The organism is Halomonas sp. ISL-56 (genome assembly GCF_018612805.1).
Classification (GTDB): Bacteria; Pseudomonadota; Gammaproteobacteria; order Pseudomonadales; family Halomonadaceae; genus Vreelandella.
Window position 1 is genome coordinate 105,247 of the sequence record NZ_JAGGRO010000001.1, and the last position, 22,133, is coordinate 127,379.

A 22,133-nucleotide genomic window follows, 5' to 3' on the forward strand; every position below is an offset into this window, starting at 1 on the left:
CGCTATCACCCGATGCATTGCTTGTTCTTGCTCTGGTGTTATTTCACTAACCGAGAAAAATTCATATCTTCTTGACGAAGCACCTCTAATACATTAGTTATATTTTATACAAAAAAAGCATTCAATCAAAGAAAAATTAGCAACATTATTCCCTTCTTAACTTCTTATATCGAGAACATTGAGTCTGAAGCACCGTTACATGCGAACTTGCAGACAACAGCTTATGATAAAAATCCAACAACGGACTTCCATTGCGATCAAGCTAAAGCCTTACTTCAACGATTGGATCGATGCCAGGCTCTAACTGCTCGCCCACCCAAAGGCGATGTAATCGGGTTTTGAGAATATCGCCAGGCCCAGAGATGAATTTAGGCTGACCGAAGTGAGTCATCACTTCGTGCTGGCGCTCTAGTGCGCGACGATCTTGCGAGACCACTGGGGCCAGGAACAACCGAATGGACGCCTGTTTAAGCCAGCTTGGCGCCATACCCCTAGGTGTCGAAAAGCGCGCGAAAGGCGTGAAACTGCTTTCCGTTGCTGGCGTGAAAATGGCGGTGACACATAACGTCAACTTGGTTTCACCTTCCCACCGCGCTTGAACCATAGTGGGCGGATAATAGCGCGAGACACTGCGCGAGCGATCACGCTCCAAAAAGCGCGACATCAGGCCATAATCGGGCTGGGTTTGCTCAATTGCCATATCGATTCCGTCACCGTAGCTGGTAACAATCAGCTCCACTGGCAAGCGTCGATCCCGGCGACGAATAAAACCATGATGCAGATGATTGGTGTGGAACGGATCCATCACGTTTTCGACCGCATCGTAGGCGCGTCCCACCCAGGTGCCTTGTTGCCACCAGAAATGATCGAGTTCAGGGTTACCGAAGTCAGGAGGTAACGCTGGCTCGGCGGGTGCCGCGTCAGAAAGCGCCACAAAGATTCCCCCGTGCCGCTCGACCACGCGCAGTGCATCGGCCTTGAGCCGTTGATCATGGGTCGTATCGACCAGACAGCCGGGCACCTCGGTGCAGGTTCCATCGCTTGCGAAACGCCAGCCGTGGTATGGGCACTCGAGAGCCCCTTTGTGCACACGCCCTTCGGAAAGCGGGTAATTGCGGTGCGGGCAGCGATCGACCAAGGCACCAATCCCCTCTTCACTGCGGAAGAGCGCAATCGGTGTACCGCAACACATGACTTTTTGCGCCTTGCCACGTTTCAGGTCTTTCGATAAGGCAACCAAGTGCCAGGCATCGCGGACTGACTGGGGAAATGTCATTAAGGCAGCTCCTCACCATTCCACTCGAGATCGTAAGTGGCGGCGGCATTTGTCGAAATATTGTGTTTGAAACCCGTAAGGGAGAAGGAGGCGGCGTCGCAAAGCGCACCAAACAAAGGCCAGCGATCGCCAGGCCGAGACACCACGTCACGGCCAGTAGCAACGCAGCGCCACCAATCGCGCATACGCGCACCACGCACCGCCTGCGGCAGGCCAAATACGACCATCGCTGGGCCAAGATAAAGAGTGCCTGGCGCGGCTTCAGGTGCGGCTACCCCGTCACCTATGGCATGGGCAAGATGACCTGCACCAGTGATCAGATGCACACCGCTGGTCGCTCGTGGATTGCATTCAAGCAAGTAGGCAGCACCCGCTTCATCGAACATTGCATCGCAGGCGAACTGCCCGTGAATATTGGCACACTGCGCCAGGCGGGCGGCCATTTTACGCAGCGTTTCGCGACGGTGGTCAGCGACAGGGTCGAAAGCATAGCCAGCTCCCCCGGCCAAGCGCCAGCTGGAACGGTAGGCAGCAAAGGCGACCAACGCTCCCCGATGCGCCACGCCATGAAAACAGACTTCTTCGCCGTGGATACGCGCTTGTGCCATCCAGGGTGCGTCGGGGCTCGGTGTAATAGCGGCTAACGCACACCGGTCAGGGGCGACCAGTGCGCTATCACCAAATCGGCTGAAGCGCGGTTTGAATACCCACTCGCAACTTCTGCTAGCGAAGCGTTCCAGCTCTTCTATGCAATCTATCGGATGGCTTTCCGGCACAGGCAGGCCCCATTTGCCGCAGTGATGCGCAAAGGCGAACTTGTCATGCAGTTGGCGCAACGTAGCAAGGTTAGGCACAAACAGACGCTCACCTAATCGGCTCTGAAGGGCGGGCGCAGCAAGATGAAAAACCTCCTCGCAGGTCGGCACCACTCGTTCAAAACCGAAGGTATCGACTAGCTCGACAATACGTGCGCGAAAGGCTGTTCCCTGCTGCCGGGGCGCAGGATAGCGATGCACCTGGGCAGGGGCTTTCGACCAGCGCGCCATGCGCACCGGTACGCTGTCCGCCAGATGCGGTTCCCATCCGGCCGCGGCGAAATCACGGGCAAGATCCAACGCGGCAACCGCCCGAGCGCCGGTAATAAGCACGCGTCTAGCCATCGCGCCACACCACTTTACGGCGTTTGGGGCCACTCCACGCGCTTAGATCATGGGCGACTTCAACCGGCACCGGCAAATCGCATACCTGGCTCAGCGCCCGTGCAGCCATCGTCGAAGCGGTTGTTGAACAAAGCGGCGACAAATGCAGCACGACCCACTCTGGCCCTGCTTCGGCCTGCCATATTTTGTCGCCCCCCAGCACCGACTCAAGCGATGCAACTACCTCGGGCGGGGTGACTGTGCCATCGGCAAAGCGCCAGATATCGTTCACCCGGCCTTGCGGCGCATGGATGACGCGACCCGCAAAACCGCAAGGGCAGGAACAAGCGTCGAGCTCAAGATAATCGTCGCCGCGAACACGAACAATCGGTTGGCTGGTGCGGCGAAGGTCGGTAATGATCGGTCGATAGCCGGGCGTGCCAGGAACCGGCTCAAGTTCGATAGCCATCGCATGATCATTAAGATGCAGCCGGCCGTTCGCACACTCAGCGGCCAGAAACCCTTCGGTCGCTTGGTAAATTTGGCGGGGCCTTATCCCCAGCCGCTCAGTGAGGAAATCGCACTCAGCTTCGCTAGTCGGCTCGCTGCCACAAAATAGATGCTGCAGCGAGGGGAAATGCGCCCCTGCTGCTGCGAAAGCGGCCAGCCGATGCGGCGGTGCGATCAGGATCGTAGGCTCGAACTGCGCCAATTCCGCAATGCTCTGTTCAATCGATGCTTCAAGGGGAAAATGGGCAAACGTAAACCGCCCTCGCCCAACATCGCTGTAGAGCGCATTGCTGGCGCGCAAATGCAGGGCGAGCCGCTGGCGCTTGAACAAGGCACGCGCTGGGAGCAGCCGAGCCAGGCTCTGGCCGATATAGTCGGCACGCTCTGCGGGGCTGGCAAGGAACAACCCTCGCGCACCGCACCCCGTTCCAGTTGACCAGCCTGCCGACAATTCGCCAACGGCTGTGCCTTGCTCCGCGGCGGCGGCCAACTCGCGCAGCTCCTCATCGCTCATACCTAGGCTGTTCCAGGCGCCGTAATCAGCACGAAGATTCGCGATGTCAGTGACCGGAAACTCAGCCAGATCGCGACCGGCATAGCGTGCTAGTGCGGGCGTTCGGGCGATGACAGGCTGCAGCTTGCGCCACATGCTGGCTCGCCGCGTAGCCAGTTGCCCCGGCGACATGCTCAGCGCACGCCGCGTTCGTATCCACGCGGCTAAGACTCGGTCAGTGCGCATCATGGCCGCCAAAACGCTTGGCGCTGGCAGCGCAATGCGAAGGTAGGATGACCAAGTCGCCATTGCAGCACGCCGCCTCGCTCAACAGGTTGAGAGTTGCGCGGTAACGCTGGGTATTGCCGAGAAGTGCAGTGGTAAGCCGCGGCGGAGGCCGACGCTGCGTGATTGACTTGCCAAGCCACACCGCATCGGCAGCCAGTAAGACCTGGCGATCGTCGCTGGTGCGCAGTGCCAGCCCCCAATGACCGACGCAATGGCCGGGCAGCTCCACCGCGATCAGGCTACCATCTCCCAGGATATCCCTACCTTCGCTGAAGGGCGCGAATCCGCTGGGTAGCGCCACTGCTGGGGCATCTTCGAAAAAGCGAGCGTTAGCATCAGCCGCCTGAGGAACCAGCGCAGGCAGCAAGCCCTGGCGCACTCGGCCAAAGCGACCCGGCCGGCGCAATTCGGACAAGCCTGCCCGGGCGCAATAGACCGGCCGCTGAGCAAGGTGGCTCATTCCTGCAACGTGATCGCCATGAAAATGCGAGATGATTGTGCCGACAATCGCGCTGTCTTCAATCCCATGGGTTGCAAGCCAAGCGCTCCACGCCTGCTCTGCATCGATTTTGACCGGCGTTGTCCAGCGATAGAATCGCTCGGGAAACGTCTCTGTGGCATTGATAAAAGCAGGATCATAGCCGGTATCAAACAACAAAATACCCCGCGTCGGGTGCTCTATCACCCCCACCATGGCGGGAAAATCAACCGCGCATAGGCTGCCGCCCGAAAGGGTGGCGACCTCGGGATGTCGGCATGAACCGCGCTCAAGCCAACGGAATCCGACGCGGATCATGGCTGTTTTTCCTGCGTTGCGAGCTGCCGCGCTTCGGCCAGCAGAGTTGCCAATGCATCATGCTGTGGCCGGTAGCCCAGCAGCCGCTGGGCGGGCTCGAGATCAAAGGTTTGAGAATAGGCCAGCGTCGCCAGTTTATAGCGGGTCAGCATCGGCTCCCGTGAGGCACGCATCAGCAGCGCAACGTTTTCACTGAGCACAGCGATAGCTCGCGCGAAGCCAACCGGCAGTGAGACAAGCTGCGGTGTTTTGCCTAACGCATCAGCGAGCTTATAAGCCACTTCGCGTACCGTAATAGGGCTACCTCCCGATATATTGATCGCCTTTCCGGTAAGCTCAACCGCCCGCTCCTCAGCGGCACAGATAGCCCATGCGGCATCGCGCAGATCGGTCAACTCAATCAGCGCCCGACCGCCACGCGGAAGCGGCATGCGCTTGCGCCCCGCCAGTTCGGCCAGCTTGGGTAGGATCACCCGATCCCCCGGCCCCACCAGCGCACGCGGGCGAATGGCGCAGCAGGCCATGGCGTCTTCCCGCTGTGCAAGCACGCTGCGTTCCGCCGCGAGCTTGGTACGTGCGTAGTGGTTGAGTGGCTGAAGCGCGGGGGCGTCATATTCGCCGATGGCTAACCGGTCACGATACGCGGCAAAAATTGATGGCGAAGACACAAACACGAAACGCTCTACGCCCGAGCGGCTGGCCGCTTCAAGCAGTTGTTCTGTCATATGAATATTGTGGAGTTCAAATGCACGCTGTGGCCCCCAGCTGGCCGATAATGCGGCGGCATGAATAACGCTATCGACGTCTTTCAAGAGCTCGCGAAAATCGATCTTTGAGTGGGTAAGATCCACCCTAACGAACTGCGCGCCGAGTAACGTTAGCGCTTCGCCTGCCGCCTGCGAACGCCCCGTAGCACGCACAGCATGCCCGCGTTTTAGCGCCTCGCGCACCAGCGCCATGCCCAGCCCGCCGGTCGCCCCGGTTATCAGGATGCGCCGCTGGCTCATAGCTTGAGCACCATGGCACTGGCACTGATCCCCGCGGCGGTGCCTAGCAGCAAGATATAGTCACCCCGCTTGGCAATACCCATCGTGAGTGCGTGGGCGAGCACGGTCGGGATTGAGGCGGCTATCTGGTTACCGTTCGTCGGGAAGATATTAACCACGCGGTCACTGTTGGGCGCGAAAAGCCGTTTGATATGCTCTACCCCAGGTGCACTGGCTTGGTGGCAAATCACACAGGCGAGATCATCCTTGCCTATTTCTGCCTGTTCGAGCGCACGCTGGATGATTCCAGGCAACACCTTGGCAGCAGCTTTGAAAATGCCAAAAGCATCCATCTCGAAATAGGCGCCGGCGACCAGCGCCTGATAGCCTTCGGCAATGCGCAACTTTGTGCCGCCCGCGCGAAGCTGCGCTAATTCGTGGTGAGCTCCATAGGTAACCGACACGCTTGATCGCATTCCGCAGGTTGTGTCTGATGTCGCCTCAATCGCCAGTGCCGCTGCACCATCGCCAAAGATGGAGCGCGTTTTCGGCTCCTCAGGGTTAAGCCCTGCCGACGCGATATCGCTCGCAAATACAAGCGCTCGCCGCCAGCGCCCGCAGGCAATTCCCATGGCGGCGATATCCAATGCCACCATAAAGGATAAACAGGTCTGGTTGACGTCAAAGCTAGGCACGCCGGACTGGCCAAAGCCGAGACGGTTCTGGACTAAAGCGGCAGTGGACGGAATCGGTTGTTCCATAACGCCACAACCGCCGATGATAACGTCGGGCGGTGTATTACCCCAACCTGAACGGTTCAGCGCCTCACGAGCGGCCTCAGTCGCCATCATTGAGGTGGTCTCCTCCTCACCCGCAACATGGCGCGCAGCGATGCCGAACTGGCGCTCAGTCCAGCCAGAAGGATGACCTTGACGCTCATCCAGTGAGCGCGAAGTTAGCAGGGTGCGAGGGCGATAGCTGCCCCACCCGGCAATCATGAAGTTGCTAATCATATGTCCAATTCTAATCGATTCGCTCACATACTCTAATAAAGCTTAATATCAATCAATTAAAAATTAGACGATATTCATTTTATGGTTAACCTGGCAAGGTGCGTAAAGGAAGGCTAATTACGCGCTTAAAGTGCTTCGTGATGTGCGGATCGCTAAATTCCTGTTGCACCAGCGATGGCTAAACCCAAGTAGAGAGCCAACACCGTTAACAACCTAGCCCACCAAAGAGTGAACTGCTTGCGAAACAGGTTTATAACGAACAGCATACTCCCCACTACCCCAACTAAAACGCCTAATCCAACGACCATTGCCCCTGGCTCGCCACCGAGGAAATAGGTGCGCATTATTTCTGGGAACACACTCCAGATAAAAGGGATGAGCAAAGCTACTACAACACTTGCTAAACCAACGATTAATGCCGTGACTTCGAGCTTAAACACAGGCCTCCACTAGATAGTTAACATTTATGAATGTAGATCTTAACTCTACTACGGAATAAATCACTATCTGTTAGCCAAACGATTAAGCTAGAAGGCGACTTATCAGCGCTATGCCGGTAGCATAATCGCGATGTTCATCAACAAAGACGGCATCGCGAACAGTAAATTACCAACCATCACAGGGATTTACGTCAGCACGCTCAATGTAAGCAGATGCTTTCAAGCGGCTCATATAGCACCTATCGTTAGCTGAAAGATGACATGTATACCAATATATAAAAAACCAACAAGAGCAGCAGAGAAAGCCATATTTGCTGCACCTTTTGCTCTATCGGTACGACTGGTTCCCGATATCTCAAATGCCTTAGTATCCTGGCGGGCAATAATAAGCACGGGCAGGAAACACAACGCAGCTACTATCGCTCCTGCTACCCAGTGGATTGTAAAACTCACCACCATAAGCAAAACTGGGCTAGCTGGTAGTAACAGCAAAAAAACAGGAAGAATTTTTCGCTGCCCAAACTCATCATAAATCGCTGATTCAGAACGGATCGTACGAATTATTTTCGGTGTAAAAATCAAAAAAACAAGAAAAGCAACAATATCAACCATTGAAAAAAACTCTGCAATAACTTTAGAAAGTCACGAAGAACTCAAGCATTGATTACCTTCCGTTCATTTCAAAACTCTTACTTGCTTCTGAGGAACGGCTAGGGTCGTCAAGGCACTCGATTAACGCTCTCATGAAAAAGGTGGGGTTAAGCAGCTAGAACTAAGCAGAATTAGCCCTCTACTAATCTAACGTAATCTCATACAGAAACACTTTTCCAACTACACACTTAGCGCTATCATCCAGCTTTGGGAACTGATCTATACTAATGATCTCCTGAACAACACGGGAATTTTCATTTGTATTATCGCCTACATCGTAACCAATGAGTTGTGAATTTTCATCAATTACCAAGGCAATGCGATACACCCCACTGTTTTCAGACCGCAATAAGCCAAGCTCTGCTAATTTCGAAGCAAATAGCTGTGGCATAGCCGAAAGAAAATAGTGCCTAGCACTACCTGAAGCGCATATAAAACTCTCCTGATCGGTAGCACTCACCGAGGTATTGATGCTGCCCGATGAAGCTCTAACCTCATCGCCATAAGCTAAATCCAGAAAAGGAAAAATGACTAAGACAGCTATAATATATCTTACAAACTTCATAGACAGGCCTCTTTATAATCCAAAGTTATGGCATAGGATTTGCTAAGTTATACAACCACATGATTAACTTTACCTCACCGACCAGCTTAACGGCAAAGAAAAATTTGTTATTATTTAGCTTTCTTGAATACTTATCTATATCTATCTCCTTGCACTTCTCCCACTAGCCTTCGACAAACAACCAACTAACAGCTGGATAGGGTGCCGGTGAAATCAGGCGAGGATCTACATACCGACACGGGAAGGGCAGCTTCTCAGCTCTAAGGTCGTAATTACTAACGTCCACACCAACCGGGCACTGGCGCGTCGACTTCATGTTTTTGGCGGTTATTCGTCGGCGCCTAACCAACTCAAGTACTTGTCATAGAACTGGTTACTAAAAAGAGTACCAGGATCATATGCCCGCTTCAGTTCAACAAACTCTTCCGCCTGAGGGTAGGCCTGTAAAAATTGCTCTTCGGTGGCGTGCGGCCGGTAGGGAAGATAGTAGCGGCCTCCAACGCTTTGGCTGGCATCAATGAGCTCGCGAGTCATCTCCCGCATACTTGCCTCCGCCACCTCTGTGCGGCTCTGGCTGAAGAGCATCACTACCGCTAGCGCATTCTGATCGGCATAACGTAAGTAGGTGTCATTGTCCTCCCGAACATCACGCAGGGTAATGTTGAGTAAGTCAGGGCTGTGCCTAGGAATAATTTCCCTAGCAAGCATCAAGAAAGCTTCCAGCTGGTTTGGCGGTACGAAGTACTCATGAATGATGTCGGTTTGTTCCTCCACGCGATTAGCGTAAAGAGACACATCGGTATTGAGAAGCTGGTTGCGCGAAACAAAGTCCCCGCCGACTTTCTCACCAAAAGTCGTTTCTAGATTCCAGCGCAATCTCTTGCCGTAGTCGCTTTCGACTGAACCACGAAAGATGACCCGCCGCAGCGGATCAATAGCAGACTCGGCTAGGGCGGGAAGCGGTTCGGAGACTTGGCTGGTCTTACGGTAGACGGTCAAGACCGCATCTTCGAGGAACGATTTTTGGGTTACACGTAGCCGACCGAATGCCATTTCAACAGCCTCATCGCCGTCTACCTGCTCTCGGAAAACTTCGGCGAATCGCTCTGCCGGTGCCGAGTAACGCTCTACCTCATACCACTCGTTAGGAACAGTCCACAGCTCTGCTTCGAGGATAATGCCGAACAGACCGTAGCCGCCGAGTACTAGCGAGAAGAGCTCCGCGTTTTCCTCCCGGCTGCAGCGCAGAATGCTGCCGTCGGCCAAGAGCAGTCGAAATGACTTGACCGAGGATGAGATCGGAGGACGTTTAGCCTGCCAACCGTGCGCATTGACACTAAGCGTGCCTCCGACGGAGAAAGAGCTGTCCGACTGCATAATTGCCACGGAACGACCGTGCCGATCAAGGAAAGGAATAACATCCGACCAAAGAGCGCCAGCCTGAACCGTCAACACATCTCCGTCTTCACTAAGCGACATCTCATTGAACGGCAACATGTTGATAACAATGCCATCCGGAGCAATCGTGTGAGCCCCCATCGAGTGTCTAGCCCCTGCGATAGACACCGGCAACTGGTCTCGCCGCGCCCTGGCCAGAAGCTCGACCAATTGGAGCTCAGCATCATCAGGCGAATCGGGTACTGCCCAGATCTCTTGAACCCTTATCGCGTTGAGCCGACTTACATCATCTGCATAATCAGCAAGAACAGGCTCAAGCGAGTCCTGATCACGGACAACAGTAGCAACTAGGTGGGATACAGGAAGGCCAAGCGCGACTAAGATCGCAGCAGCAATGGAGACTATAAGCAGTCGGCTTAACAGGTTTTTTTTCAACATTGTATTCGTTCTTTATCGAGCCGCCGAGCGCCTTTCTCACCGGAAAGTTGCGAGTACAACGAGCAATTTATCTACTAGCAGCAACTGATTAGGCATTGCCATCAAGCTTCTGGAAAAAATATTTTTCCGTCAAAAGCCCAAAAACAACATATCCAACGCTACGGAGATTTCATCCTGCTGCTCAATGACGCACGAGCTTTCGAGCACCGGGCGAACGAAGTGAGCAAAATTAATGTGATTGTTAGGTGCCATTCCACTTCGACACATACTTCTTAGTTTTGTGAATTAAATAAAGTCCAACTGCGATTACAGTGAAAACAAACGGTACTGAAAGAAGCATTTGCCTTCTCCCGACTAGCCCTAGCCACTGCAATAGAGCCGCTCCTAAAAAGGACAACAGCAACATGATTGCGAGTCCACCGAGCCAGCTCCACAGCTCGGGGATAATCTTGTTGATGAAGTATATGACGAACCCTACAACAACAGGAATCCACCAAAGTGATCCGCCTGCGCCTCGGCCACCCCGGCGAGCCTCAGCGAGTTCCGGAAAGAGCGACAACCCCACTTCCACTATTAGAAATAGTCCCAGAATTGTGAAGTTAGATTTCGTGAGTAAGGACTTCATAACTGCCTCAGGCACCTAACAATGATTCTACGCCCCGCTGCAAAACCTGAACTAACACGACAGCACATTGATTAAGGTTTTGCCGCCTCCTAATTTGACTCTACTCCACTGTTTCTTCTGATAGCAAAGCAAATTTTGGCAATGTATCTAAGTTTCGCTTGTTTGTGCGATCAATGCCATCGTATTTCTATCGCCACATTTTAGATCTACCCCGGAGTGAGATTGGCACCTTCAGCCGGGCTAAACACCATCAGCGCCTCTCGTTAAAAGAAGGGGAAATTATCCAATAAGTTGAGATACAAATCGCACTTCCTGAAGCCGAGCACCACCGAGCTCGAAGTTCTTTGGAGCGGCCCCGTCATGGGCAAACCCGATTGAGCGGTAGAACTTAATCGCCCGTTCATTCTGAGGAAAAACCCACAAACTGCATGATTTGAAACCTTGCACAAGCATCAGCTCTTTCGCCCGCAGCCAGAGCACGCGCCCCACTCCCGTTGACCAAGCAGTTGGGGATACATAGAGAGCCCAAATTTCAGCTTCACTCTTGTGCTCACCGATATCTCGACATGGCCCAAAGCTCAGCCAGCCTTTAACAGCGCCATCTTTCTTGGCAACAAGTAACTCGGGATCACCCGCAGCTATGCATCCGCTCCACACAGCTTCGCGACGCTCTATCGATAGCGATGCTAGATAATCAGCTGGAACAATAGACCTATATGCGGCGCGCCAAGCTTCGACATGAATCTCAGCGACAGCGCGGGCATCTTTAGGATTGGCGTGTACTACGTTCATAACGTTAATCTTTTAAGATCCGGGGATGATAAGACTCAGTTCTAACTATCTCCAAATTTACGCCTCTAAAAACGAAAGTTAAGACGAGTGTTTAGTATAACGCGAGTCTCACATTAGCGAAGGTTCTCAGTTTCGGATCGATAGGCTGCCTGATAGCGTAGAGCGAAGAGGTATGAGCAAGATGCTGGTTTTGATCCATGAACTGCTATTGCACCGGGTAGTCATAACAGCATCGCAGCAGGAGATACACTAGGAGAGACCATATGAGAGAGCAATATGCAGACAATTGAGCTAGGCGGCGTAAGTGTACCCCGTATAGGCCAGGGCACCTGGCACATGGGAGAGAATGCCGGGCAACGGCAAGCTGAGGTAAGAGCGCTGCGTGAAGGTCTGGATCTGGGCATGACCCTGATCGATACCGCAGAGATGTATGCCGAGGGCGGCGCTGAAGAAGTCGTTGGCCAAGCAATCGCCGGTCGGCGCGATGAGGTGTATCTGGTCAGCAAGGTCTACCCGCACAACGCAAGCGCTAAGGGTGTTCAAGCCGCCTGCGAGCGCAGCCTGCGCCGATTGGGCACCGACACTATCGATCTATACCTGCTGCACTGGCGCGGCCAGTATCCGCTGAGCGAAACAGTGGAAGCTTTTGAGCGGCTTCGCGAGCAGGGCAAGATTCTACGCTGGGGTGTGTCGAACTTCGACATTGACGACTTAGCAGAGCTCGACACACCCGCTTGCGCCACCAATCAGGTGCTCTACAACCCCGAAGCACGCGGCATTGAATACGACCTTTTACCCTGGCAAGCACAGCACAACATGCTACTTATGGCCTACTGCCCAATCGGGCAAGGCGGCGCACTACTGCATGACGCCACCTTGCAACGCATCGCTGATAAACACAGCGCCACCACCGCGCAAATCGCCCTCGCCTGGGCACTGCGCCACCCCGGTGTAATAGCGATTCCTAAAGCCGTGAATCTGGACCACCTCAAACAGAATGCTGACGCAGATAAACTCAGACTCGACGAAGACGACTTGGCACACATCGACGCCGCCTATCCCCCGCCAACGCGCAAGCACTCTTTGCAGATGGTGTGACCAAACACCCATCAAAGGCCCAGTACTGGAGCGATGACATGACACTGCCCGCCCCACCACCCAGCGCTTGGATCCGCTTTCTCGCCCACCTGCTGTTTATCCTCGCAGCGTGGACGCTGTTCATCAAATACCTGTTTCCCGTTGGCTATGCGCTGGCATACGGTGAGCCTTGGGCGCGGTATATCTTTTGGGATCTATGGCCACTGGCCCACGTCTGGCTAGGCTGGGCGCTGCTCAAACGGCCTCGCTATACGCGTGCTTTGGCGGTGGGCATGTCGGTGATTGAAATCCTCATCATCTGCACCCTGTTCGTGTTTTTCCTCGCCGACCCAGAGTGGTCGATCTGGCGCTCCAACTGGTTTGTGAATAAGGTGTTTGTGCTGACATGCTTTGTGCTGGTGTTGGCTGCCACGGTGCCGATTCAAAAAAACCTGAAGGAGCGACCGCTATGAGCCATCTCATCAAACATCGCATCACGCGCAGACAAAGCCTTACGCTCATGGGTGCTGCGCTCGCCGCCATGATGCAGCCAAGCGCACCACTGCTTGCCAACACCGATGCTCGCCTAATTAACGGTATCGTATTCATGTTCACACTATGTCTTTCTGCGAAGTCGCAATGAATTGCTAACCACCTGCAAACGCTTCAAGCGCTTTTCCTGTCAAACGGTAGCCCACCCATTCATTTTGCGGTTTTGCGCCTATTGACTCATAGAACTGAATCGCCGGTTCATTCCAGTCAAGTACGTTCCACTCGAAACGACCACACTCTTTCGACACTGCAATGTTAGCAAGGTGCTTCAGAAGCGCTTTACCGGCACCAACATCTCGATATTCAGGAGAAACATACAAATCTTCAAGATATAGCCCATGCTTACCGAGCCATGTTGAGAAATTGAAAAAATAAACGGCAAACCCGATAGGTTTATTATCAAAGTTACAAATTACGGCTTTTGTAGTCGTTTCAGCACCAAACAGAGCGTTTTCTATATCTGTAACTGTCGCTAATACTTCACTCTCAGCTTTTTCATAAATCGCAAGGTCTACAATAAACTGATGAATCAAGGACGCGTCTTCAATGGTCGCCTGACGGATTTCCACGCGTGACATTTTATACTCCTGTAGTTAGCAAAAACGGAACAAAAACAACTTCAGCGACACAATCTCAACACGCGCAAACATTCGCTCATGGGGTTTATTTAGCCGCCTGTCTTGACTCTAACCCATTAATTCTATTTCAGGAAAAATAAAATTTGGCACCTTCGATACCAAGGTAATCGTCGCCGCACTTAGACTAGTCCCTGGCTATTTCTCGACGGAAGATAATCGCACATACTCCGGCGCTCTTTCCCTAAGCAGTTTGATTAGTTCGGGCTGCATGAACTCGTAGTGATCGGGAATATCCAGACAGAATAGCCGCTTCCACTTGAGCAGCTCCCCGTACGTCTTGGTTACCTCCTCCCGGTGGCTCTTCTCCATCACCTGGACGATGTCAGCCTACTCAATTAAGCGCCAAGACATGGGCGTTTTAGCACTCGAACTTGTCCCAGCTCCGATTGCTTGAATACCGGGATAAGCGGAAAAGACACGTTCAGCGGTCGGACTACGTAGCCTATTTTCGCTGCATATAAACAGAAGATTCACAGCGCCGCCGGCCGACTCTGCATCCAACGGGTGGGATTACCGTTCCTACCGCAATCCCATTGGCAATGGACGACCACTTTTTGGCGCACTGAGCGCGGATTCCTGAAAAAATCGATGACTCTGACCCTATTGTTTTCTATTGATTCCGAAAGTGCCTTTGGCGTTGCGTTCAAGCGCAGCTATGTTTGCTCTCCGCGTCATGATGCGACTCAACACAAGGGTGTGACGGCCCCATTTTGAGTAACCTACTTTTGTAACACCCAGGAGTCTGTCGGATTTAGGATGAATTGGCTGCGGAAGCGGGACAACGGTCCAATACCCGTAAGTCCGACAGACTCCTGGTCTTTTAAGCGTCGGGGCTCCCGCAAGAATCATTGCCCTGACATACCTCCCGGGCCGTTTGTTTCTTCAGGCGCCGTAACGCATGCCATCGACCAGCAGAGTCACCATACGGCGTGCATAGTCGATGCGGTCTTCCTGGGCCGAAAGGCAGAGGTTACCAACAGCACGCAGTAGTTGATCCGGGTCGATATCCCCCCGTACTTGCCCGGCCGCGACGGCCGCATCGAGCAGCGATTGCAAAGCCGGTCGCAGCTTGGCATCGAAATACGCTGGCAAAGCACTGTAGGCCGGATCACCCGAGTGCAGGGCGCTGGCCAGGCCGCGTTTGGTCACGATGAAATCAGTGTAGCGCTGCATCCAGTGCGCCAGTGCATCGGCGGGCGCGTACTGAGCGGCTAATTGCGGAGCGGACTCGGCACAGGCGTCGACCTGCTGACGGAAGACGGCAACGATCAGATCGGAACGCTGCGGGAAATGCCGGTACAGGGTACCAACGCCGATACCGGCCCGACGGGCGATTTCCCGCACCGGCGCTTCCACACCCGTCGTCGCAAACACTTCCAGCGAAGCCGCCAGGATGGCATCAATGCTGCGTTTGGCATCGGCGCGAACAGGTCGCATTGCCGATGCTTGCTGATCTTCGGGCCCGGATTGACTCACCTTCACCTCTCCTCAATTAGTAGGCCTAGCCTATCAAAATACGGAACGCTGATCCATTTAATTGACAAGAGGAACATCGCTCCATATTATTCGGAACATTGATCCGTTTAAGTGCTTGTTCGCGGCTCAATTCTCTTTCTACTCCAGTCAGGAACTGAATCATGAACTATCGCAATCTTGGCAAGACCGGCATCAAGGTCAGCCCCTACGCCCTCGGCACCATGATGTTGGGTGCTGCCGGCAACCCCGACCACGACGATGCGATCCGCATCATTCACCGGGCCTTGGATGCCGGTATCAACTTTATCGATACAGCCGATTTCTACAGCCAGGGTGAATCGGAACAGATCGTCGGCAAGGCGTTGCAGGGCCGACGCGACAAGGTGGTACTGACCACCAAGGCGCATCTGCCCATGGGTGAAGACCCCAACCAGCAGGGCAATTCACGCCGCTGGCTGACCCGGGCACTGGATGATTCATTGCACCGCCTGCAGACCGACTACATCGATGTTTATATGGTGCACCGACCATCACCGGAAACGGATATCGAAGAAACCCTCTCGGCCCTGACCGATCTGATGCGTGCCGGCAAAATCCGAGCGATTGGCAGCTCCACTTTTCCGGCCTCGCACATCGTCGAAGCCCAGTGGGTAGCCGAACGCCGCAATCTCGCCCGGATTCGGGTTGAACAACCGTCCTATTCCATTCTCAATCGCAGCATTGAACGCGAAGTGCTGCCGGTCTGTGAACAGTTTGGCATGGGCACCATGGTCTGGAGCCCCTTGCACATGGGCATGCTGACCGGCCGCATCCGCAAAAACCAACCGGCCGACTCCAAGCGCGCTGGGCGTTTACCGCACTTCTATGGTGATGAGCAAAAACTGGACGCTGTTGAACTACTGGTAGCGCTGGCTCAGGAAGCGGGCCTGTCGCTGACGCATCTGGCCATGGCCTTTGCCATCGCACACCCGGCAGTAACCGCAGCCAACCTGGGGCCACGCACCCAGACACAGCTTGAAGATTTACTGGCCGGTGCCAACGTCGAACTCAGTGACGAATTGCTTGATCGTATTGATGCCATCGTCCCGCCTGGCAGCGATGTTGGCCCGTTACACGCCCCCTACCAGCCGCCGGCGCTCGACAATCCTCGACTCAGACGTCGCCGCGCAGACGAACGCAGCGCTGCCTGATCGACACACGGCCGAAGCTCACCCCCGGCTTCAGCACCGACTTCTTTTCAACGACAGATGGATAAACAGATGATAAATGACAAACAAGAAACAGGGGTTTTAGCACTCGGACTTGCCCCAGCAGCGATTGCTTGAATACCGTGATAAGCGGAAAAGACACGTTCAGCGGTCGGACTAAGTAGTCTATTTTCGCTGCATATAAGCAGAAGATTCACAGCGCCTCCTTGGGTTCGGCTTTGTGGCGTGCCTGAAATGCAGTGCCCGCTTTACTAATCACTAAACAGGCTGCCGCCACCGCCAGACCAAGCGATGGGCGTTAAACATTAGCAGGTTGCCACTCACGATCATGGCTAACCCTATAAGAGCATCCGCATGCCACTGATAACCCTCGAACACCGTTGACAGCGCCAGCGCAACCAAAGGAAACAGTACCGTAGCGTAGGCTGCCTTACCGGCACCAATACGGCCAACCAGCATAAAGTAGGCACCAAAGCCTCCCACCGATCCTATTACTGCTAAATAAACCAGGGCGCCTAGATATCTCGGTTCCGCTGGCAGGCTGAAACTGGCTCCCTGAGCCCAGGCAATCAGCCCCATCAACATCCCCCCATACAGCATGGCAAAGGCGTTGGTGGTGTTGATTTGCAGGCCGCATCGCTGGTGCCTGACCGACACCATGTTACCCAGCGAAAACCCGTAGGTCCCCAGCAACGTCAAACCAATGGCGCCCAGCAGCTCCCAGGTAGCCTCAACGGTGACCAGATCCTGCCAGAAAATCAGCGCCATGCCCGGCAACCCCAGGGCCAAAGCCAGGTAAAATACCCGCGGCACCGGTGTGCGGAAGAACAGGTAACCATTGGCCGCATTAAACAGTATCGACATCGAAAACAGGATAGCAATCAGGCCGCTGGGTAGATAACCCGCAGCGGTATAGAAGCAGTAGAAATTCAGACCAAACACACAACCACCCTGCACCAGGCAGAAAAGATGATCTCTGGCCTGTAGAGCCTGGCGTCGGCGAAACAACGTAAGCCCAACCAACAACACCAGTGCTGCGATGAGAAAGCGATAGAATACCGAGACCGGCACCGCCACGTCGCCCACTTGCCAGGCAATCGCCAGCCAGGTCGACCCCCAGATCAGAACCGTTGAGATATACAAAAAGCTATTCATGGCTTGCCATTCCCAGAGGGGTGAGTGTCAGCCATAGTATCGGCTCACACTGACTGACTGGCTTGCCCGCCATTGCGCCTGTTTGCCTATTCTTGCGGTTGAATGGCTCGCTGTATTGAGTTTCGCACTGAGCCTAAGTACTGTTTACGCAGTTCCCAGGAGCCGCCCATGTTCAATGATACGTTGAGCCACTATCCCAGAATGAAACAGACGCAGGCGCGTCTAGTCAGTAGCACCCAGCTAAAAAATGGCATGGCACTGGCGCGTTGGAGTAACCAGGAAGACCGTATTGAGAAAATTCACTCAAACCATCACACGCTGAGCGTCTATCTAAACGGTGCGGAAAACTCCTTACGCAGGCAGGGCTCACAGACCATTGCCAGCAAGACCAGCAACAGCATGTGCTTGATGCCTGCCAACCTGGTTACTAACTGGGACGTTCATGGGCCTGTCTCACTACTGCATTTCTATTTCAGCGACACTCATCTGAGTCAATTGATCGAGCAGGTATGGGATAAAGATGGCCGGAGTGTGCAACTGGACGAAATTGACTTTGCCCAGGACGCCCTGCTCACTCAGCTGTTTTGCACCACCCTTGGGCAGAGCAACTGGCAAGACCCGCTAGATCAATTAGCGCTGGATTCCGCCACCCAAACGGCATTGATACACACCCTACGCCACTACAGCCAGCGCCGTCTGCCGACTCTGCGCCCGACGGGTGGGCTGCCTGCGTGGCAATTAAAACGAGTGGTGGAGTTTATTGAGCATCACCTAAGCCAACCGCTCACGCTGGCAGACATGGCGAACGTCACTGGCCTGAGTGACTACCACTTCGCGCGGATGTTCAAACAGGCCACCGGCTACCCGCCACATCGTTACGTGTTGCGCCGTCGCCTTACCCGGGCGCGACACTTGTTGGCGGAAACTTCGCAAAATATGACTGAGATCGCGCTGCGCTGCGGTTTTGGCTCTAGCAGCCACTTCAGTAACCGCTTTCGTGCAGAGACAGGGGTCAGCCCTACAGAGTATCGGATGCAACAACGCCGCTAGGATGCTTACCAAGACAGCCGTCCTGTGTAAGTATTACGAAACAGGGAAACCATGCCGCCGTGCACCCAACACCACCAACAGTGTTGCCGTAAGCAGCACCAGCAGCGCGGGCGAAAATGAGCTGGCGCCCAAACGATCCAGCAAGACACCTCCGACGATGCCGCCACCCGCAATGGCCACATTCCAGGCGGTCACCAGCATGGACTGTGCAACATCCGCGGCTTCCCCGGCGGTTTTGGCAAGCGCTGTTTGAAACAGCGTGGCTGAGCCGCCAAATGCTATCCCCCAAGCACCTACTGCGCCATAAACAGCTAGGGGCATATCGCCCGCTACGCCAAGCACTAACGCCGCTAATCCAAAAAGGACGGTACTAGCGAGCGTCAGTACACGGAGGTGGCGGTCGATCAATATACCGATGACCCAGATACCTACCAACGCAGCAATACCGAAGACCAACAGAACAAGATCAGTTCGCTCGGCCAAGTTGGCATTCATCAGAAACGGTGCAATATAGGTATAAAGAATATTGTGTGCGAGCACAAAGGCCAACACCGCAAACAGCACCGAACGAATCCCCGGAAGGACGAATACTTGTTTAAGCGTCAATCGCTTGCCTGAGGATTGGCCTGCGAAGTCAGGCACCTTTACGCGAACCCAGACGACCAGAATCAGCGCTAACAAACTCATAATGCCGAAACAGATACGCCAGCCCACCAAAGCGCCGAGGAACGTCCCAGCAGGGACACCCAGCGAAAGCGCCAATGGTGTCCCCACCATCGCAATCGCGATGGCACGCCCCTTAAGATGTTCAGGCACCATGCGAGCGGCATACCCCGCCAATAGCGCCCACAGCAAGCCTGCCGCTACACCAGCAAGAAAGCGGGCTGCCATCGTCAAAACGTAATTCGTAGAGAGCGTTGTGATCGTATTAGCGATAGCAAAACCTATAATAGCGGCAAGAAGTAAGGGTCTACGCCGCACTCCTTGCGTGGCGGCCATCAATGGAATAGCAGCTAGCAGTGATCCGATGGCATAAACAGTGACAAGCTGACCCGCAAGCGATTCTGAAACCTCCAGCCCTGCTCCGATTTGGGGTAACAAGCCTGCTGGCAGCGCCTCAGTCAAGATCGTAACGAAGCCCGCCAACGCCAGTGCCAGCAAAGCCGTAATCGGCAGCCGATCTGATTGCGCGGTTTCACCTCTGCCTCTGTTTAAACTACCCATTTCCGACGTGGTCATCATTATTTCGCCTATTTAAAGTGCAGGTTTAAGCCGCAAAATAGGGTTACCTGCTGCATGTGAGAATAGGCACTCACGTTAGGTACATTGAGCACTCAAGACAATAATGCTAAATTTCTGAACATATCGGAATAGAATTCTTTAATGGATAAACATGGATTCATTAAGTGGAATTGAGTACTTCGTGCAGGCAGCAGAAACCCGCAGTTTCTCCGTCGCTGGCCGTAACCTTGGCGTTTCTTCTTCGGCAATCGGAAAAAGTGTGGCTCGTTTGGAAGCCCGCCTGGGTATCCGCTTACTGCATCGAAGCACCCGCAGCATCACGCTGACCGCAGAGGGCGCCCTCTTTCTTGAGCGCTGCCGCCGTATATTAAGCGAGGTTGAAGCAGCAGAACTGGAGTTATCAGAGATCCATCAGGAGCCCAAGGGAAAACTTCGGGTGAGCTTTCCGCTTGTTGGTCGACTTGTGATGCCGGTGCTGACTTCCTTTATGCACCGTTACCCTTTGATAGAGCTAGACGTGGATTTCTCGGATCGGATGGTCGATGTGATTGAGGAAGGGTTCGATGCCGTTATCCGCACCGGGAAGCCAGCAGATTCACGTTTAATGTCACGCTCATTAGGGAACTACAGCTTGGTGCTTGTAGCATCTCCGAACTACTTATCCCAGCATGGTCAACCGCTAACGCCTGCTGATTTAGTTAATCACGCTTGTTTGCAGCACAAGTTTCCCAGTACCGGTAAATATGAGACTTGGCCGTTACGGCCAATGGGCAACGAGACAACTTCCACGCTAAATACAGTCATGGTGTGCAACACCTCTGAAGCGTTGATCGAAGTGGCCCGAGCAGGACTGGGCATCGCTTGCCTACCGGACTTTATGGTGCGTGAAGCTATCAGCAAGGGAGAGCTAGTGACGGTCTTGAATGATCATATTGAGCATCTGGGAACCTTTCGTATGTTATGGCCCTCAAGTAAGCACTTAGCCCCCAAGCTTCGGGTGTTTATTGATTTTATGGCCGAAGAGCTGTTTAAAAATTAAGCTTTATTGCGGTGCTTTGATTTGAAAAAGGGGCAAATATATAGCTTCATCGGCGTAGACCAATTAACCATCCGATCCGGTTATTGCTTGGGCAGACCAAAGTAACTGGGAAAGCACCTCAATCGACAATGCAGCTTCAGCGTATTCTCTACAACTGCGGCGATTCGCAATGCAATCAACCAATGATGAGAATCTCGTGATTTTAGCGTGTGAAGCTCCAAATTCATGAGTGATTCCATATATTTAACATCTGCAATAACTGGCTACTGCGACGCACAGCCAGAATATTGACCTGATCATTGACGCTATAAATTACCCGGTACGTTCCAGACATCAGCTCCCTGATGCGAGGTGACCCCACTTCGGGAACCATATGCCCGCTTTTAGGGAAATCAGCTAACCGCTTGCATGTACTTTAAAAAATACGACGCTGCCTGGCAGCAAGCAAGGCGTTCGAAGAACATAACGTTTGAATTTAGCGGCGGCTGAAAGCCGTCCACTGCAATGAATGTTAGCCGGTTTTTCGCGGTTGCGCGGCCCACACATCCTTCTTGCCCTTCATGCCGTCCGGCAAGGCCACGCCGACACGGTGCCTTGACATCGAATCACCGCGTTTCACATTCGCGAGAATCACCGAGGCCGCGTCGGCGTAGGGAATGGTCATTTCTGGGATCTTCATTGCAAATAGCGGAAGTAAGAGTGGCGCAGGCAATGATCGGGCAAACGCAGGCAGCGGCGCAGGCAGGCGGTCAACAGACACGCGAAGCCGTGGCAAGCCAATGGCCGGCTGTTCGACCATCGGTCCCGGACATAGAAGCCGCCAATCGAGTTCGGAGCGTTGTAGGCGCTCAAAATTACGGCGGTGCGGCCAGTAAGTGCCGCGTATTTTGGGAAGATCCACCCCAAGCCTGCCCGTTGCATCCAGCGGCAAGAGCGCCGCACCGGCGAGAAACCAGCAAACTGGTCACTCTTTGGCTTGGAGCGATTCCAACGCGGTGACAACGGTGTCCACGAGGCGGACGAACACTTCACCTTCCGTCACAAACCCGGCGCAGGAAACGAGTACATCGTGACTGGCAGCGAACGATGCTAGCTGTGCGATCGGGACGGAGGCGAGATCAAGGTCGGTGACCTGTGCGCGAGCAGACACCTCAGGCGAGAGGCGACCACGATTGCGGACGGCGACAGAAAGAGACCACCCGTTCTCAAGCGTCTGGCTGGCAACGTGTCGGCCAAGGTTTCCGGTTGCACCGAGTACTGCGATTGATGGCATGTGCGGCCTCCTT

At 54.0% G+C, this 22,133-nt stretch carries 23 protein-coding genes and 1 pseudogene; 6 read left to right on the top strand and 18 right to left on the bottom strand.

The annotated features are described in order from the left end of the window. Window positions 1–262: 262 nt before the first annotated feature. The 11 genes from J7J49_RS00520 to J7J49_RS00570 form a co-directional block, all read right to left on the bottom strand. Window positions 263–1,276 (bottom strand): Rieske 2Fe-2S domain-containing protein, encoded by a 1,014-nt coding sequence (locus J7J49_RS00520; RefSeq protein WP_215089329.1) that lies wholly within the window; start codon window positions 1,274–1,276, stop codon window positions 263–265. Then, window positions 1,276–2,436 carry an ATP-grasp domain-containing protein gene (locus J7J49_RS00525; RefSeq protein ID WP_215089332.1) on the bottom strand — a complete coding sequence of 387 codons (1,161 nt, stop codon included), beginning with the start codon at window positions 2,434–2,436 and terminating at the stop codon, window positions 1,276–1,278. Before J7J49_RS00525 ends, J7J49_RS00520 begins: the two co-directional genes overlap by 1 nt. Beyond that, a complete protein-coding gene (locus J7J49_RS00530; RefSeq protein ID WP_215089334.1) occupies window positions 2,429–3,727 on the bottom strand; it encodes a hypothetical protein in 1,299 nt (432 codons plus the stop codon). Before J7J49_RS00530 ends, J7J49_RS00525 begins: the two co-directional genes overlap by 8 nt. Next, on the bottom strand, window positions 3,654–4,502 hold the full coding sequence (locus J7J49_RS00535; RefSeq protein ID WP_215089336.1) for an MBL fold metallo-hydrolase: 849 nt from the start codon (window positions 4,500–4,502) through the stop codon (window positions 3,654–3,656). The genes J7J49_RS00530 and J7J49_RS00535 overlap by 74 nt, the downstream gene beginning before the upstream one ends. Further along, window positions 4,499–5,509, bottom strand: a complete 1,011-nt coding sequence (locus J7J49_RS00540; RefSeq protein WP_215089338.1) for an NAD-dependent epimerase/dehydratase family protein — start codon at window positions 5,507–5,509, stop codon at window positions 4,499–4,501. Before J7J49_RS00540 ends, J7J49_RS00535 begins: the two co-directional genes overlap by 4 nt. Continuing rightward, a complete protein-coding gene (locus tag J7J49_RS00545; RefSeq protein ID WP_215089340.1) occupies window positions 5,506–6,501 on the bottom strand; it encodes a 3-oxoacyl-[acyl-carrier-protein] synthase III C-terminal domain-containing protein in 996 nt (331 codons plus the stop codon). Before J7J49_RS00545 ends, J7J49_RS00540 begins: the two co-directional genes overlap by 4 nt. 152 nt (window positions 6,502–6,653) lie before the next feature. Then, the gene (locus tag J7J49_RS00550; protein WP_064234557.1) at window positions 6,654–6,941 is read right to left on the bottom strand and encodes a hypothetical protein; all 288 of its coding nucleotides are present in this window, start codon (window positions 6,939–6,941) and stop codon (window positions 6,654–6,656) included. A 228-nt stretch (window positions 6,942–7,169) separates the two neighbouring features. Next, entirely contained in the window at window positions 7,170–7,553 is a 384-nt protein-coding gene (locus tag J7J49_RS00555; RefSeq protein ID WP_215089343.1) for a hypothetical protein, read from the bottom strand. 181 nt (window positions 7,554–7,734) lie between these two features. Continuing rightward, complete coding sequence (locus J7J49_RS00560; protein WP_215089344.1) at window positions 7,735–8,157, bottom strand: hypothetical protein; 423 nt, start codon at window positions 8,155–8,157, stop codon at window positions 7,735–7,737. 327 nt (window positions 8,158–8,484) lie between these two features. Beyond that, a complete protein-coding gene (locus tag J7J49_RS00565) occupies window positions 8,485–9,993 on the bottom strand; it encodes an FAD-binding oxidoreductase (protein WP_215089346.1) in 1,509 nt (502 codons plus the stop codon). 904 nt (window positions 9,994–10,897) lie between these two features. Further along, window positions 10,898–11,410 (bottom strand): GNAT family N-acetyltransferase, encoded by a 513-nt coding sequence (locus tag J7J49_RS00570; RefSeq protein WP_215089348.1) that lies wholly within the window; start codon window positions 11,408–11,410, stop codon window positions 10,898–10,900. 276 nt (window positions 11,411–11,686) lie between these two features. Between J7J49_RS00570 and J7J49_RS00575 the strand changes: the two genes are divergently transcribed. From J7J49_RS00575 to J7J49_RS00585, 3 genes are read left to right on the top strand one after another with little or no spacing between them, the layout of a single operon-like run. Continuing rightward, window positions 11,687–12,508 (top strand): aldo/keto reductase, encoded by an 822-nt coding sequence (locus J7J49_RS00575; RefSeq protein WP_215089350.1) that lies wholly within the window; start codon window positions 11,687–11,689, stop codon window positions 12,506–12,508. 38 nt (window positions 12,509–12,546) lie between these two features. Next, window positions 12,547–12,960, top strand: coding sequence for a hypothetical protein (locus J7J49_RS00580; RefSeq protein WP_215089351.1), 414 nt, complete (start codon window positions 12,547–12,549; stop codon window positions 12,958–12,960). Continuing rightward, window positions 12,957–13,130 carry a hypothetical protein gene (locus tag J7J49_RS00585; RefSeq protein ID WP_215089353.1) on the top strand — a complete coding sequence of 58 codons (174 nt, stop codon included), beginning with the start codon at window positions 12,957–12,959 and terminating at the stop codon, window positions 13,128–13,130. Before J7J49_RS00580 ends, J7J49_RS00585 begins: the two co-directional genes overlap by 4 nt. 4 nt (window positions 13,131–13,134) lie before the next feature. On the opposite strand, the gene J7J49_RS00590 is transcribed toward J7J49_RS00585, so the two are convergent. Further along, a complete protein-coding gene (locus tag J7J49_RS00590) occupies window positions 13,135–13,617 on the bottom strand; it encodes a GNAT family N-acetyltransferase (RefSeq protein WP_215089355.1) in 483 nt (160 codons plus the stop codon). A gap of 942 nt (window positions 13,618–14,559) precedes the next feature. After that, window positions 14,560–15,153 carry a TetR/AcrR family transcriptional regulator gene (locus tag J7J49_RS00595; protein ID WP_215089357.1) on the bottom strand — a complete coding sequence of 198 codons (594 nt, stop codon included), beginning with the start codon at window positions 15,151–15,153 and terminating at the stop codon, window positions 14,560–14,562. Window positions 15,154–15,314: 161 nt separating this feature from the next. Here J7J49_RS00595 and J7J49_RS00600 point away from each other — a divergent pair, with 161 nt between their 5' ends. Beyond that, window positions 15,315–16,343, top strand: coding sequence for an aldo/keto reductase (locus J7J49_RS00600; protein WP_215089359.1), 1,029 nt, complete (start codon window positions 15,315–15,317; stop codon window positions 16,341–16,343). A gap of 276 nt (window positions 16,344–16,619) precedes the next feature. Here J7J49_RS00600 and J7J49_RS00605 read toward each other — a convergent pair whose 3' ends face one another. Then, a complete protein-coding gene (locus J7J49_RS00605) occupies window positions 16,620–17,516 on the bottom strand; it encodes a DMT family transporter (protein ID WP_215089362.1) in 897 nt (298 codons plus the stop codon). A 168-nt stretch (window positions 17,517–17,684) separates the two neighbouring features. On the opposite strand from J7J49_RS00605, the gene J7J49_RS00610 reads away from it, so the two are divergent. After that, a complete protein-coding gene (locus tag J7J49_RS00610) occupies window positions 17,685–18,566 on the top strand; it encodes a helix-turn-helix domain-containing protein (protein ID WP_215089364.1) in 882 nt (293 codons plus the stop codon). A 33-nt stretch (window positions 18,567–18,599) separates the two neighbouring features. Here J7J49_RS00610 and J7J49_RS00615 read toward each other — a convergent pair whose 3' ends face one another. Continuing rightward, window positions 18,600–19,808, bottom strand: a complete 1,209-nt coding sequence (locus J7J49_RS00615) for an MFS transporter (RefSeq protein WP_251048070.1) — start codon at window positions 19,806–19,808, stop codon at window positions 18,600–18,602. A 151-nt stretch (window positions 19,809–19,959) separates the two neighbouring features. Here J7J49_RS00615 and J7J49_RS00620 point away from each other — a divergent pair, with 151 nt between their 5' ends. Next, a complete protein-coding gene (locus J7J49_RS00620) occupies window positions 19,960–20,847 on the top strand; it encodes a LysR family transcriptional regulator (RefSeq protein ID WP_215089366.1) in 888 nt (295 codons plus the stop codon). Window positions 20,848–21,070: 223 nt separating this feature from the next. Here J7J49_RS00620 and J7J49_RS22735 read toward each other — a convergent pair. The 3 genes and pseudogenes from J7J49_RS22735 to J7J49_RS00635 form a co-directional block, all read right to left on the bottom strand. Further along, window positions 21,071–21,247 (bottom strand): annotated as a pseudogene (locus J7J49_RS22735) (type II toxin-antitoxin system RelE/ParE family toxin); the annotation flags it as partial. A 111-nt stretch (window positions 21,248–21,358) separates the two neighbouring features. Continuing rightward, on the bottom strand, window positions 21,359–21,778 hold the full coding sequence (locus J7J49_RS00630) for an NAD(P)-dependent oxidoreductase (RefSeq protein WP_215089370.1): 420 nt from the start codon (window positions 21,776–21,778) through the stop codon (window positions 21,359–21,361). A 33-nt stretch (window positions 21,779–21,811) separates the two neighbouring features. Then, on the bottom strand, window positions 21,812–22,120 hold the full coding sequence (locus J7J49_RS00635; protein WP_215089372.1) for an NAD(P)H-binding protein: 309 nt from the start codon (window positions 22,118–22,120) through the stop codon (window positions 21,812–21,814). Between the last annotated feature and the right edge of the window lie 13 nt (window positions 22,121–22,133).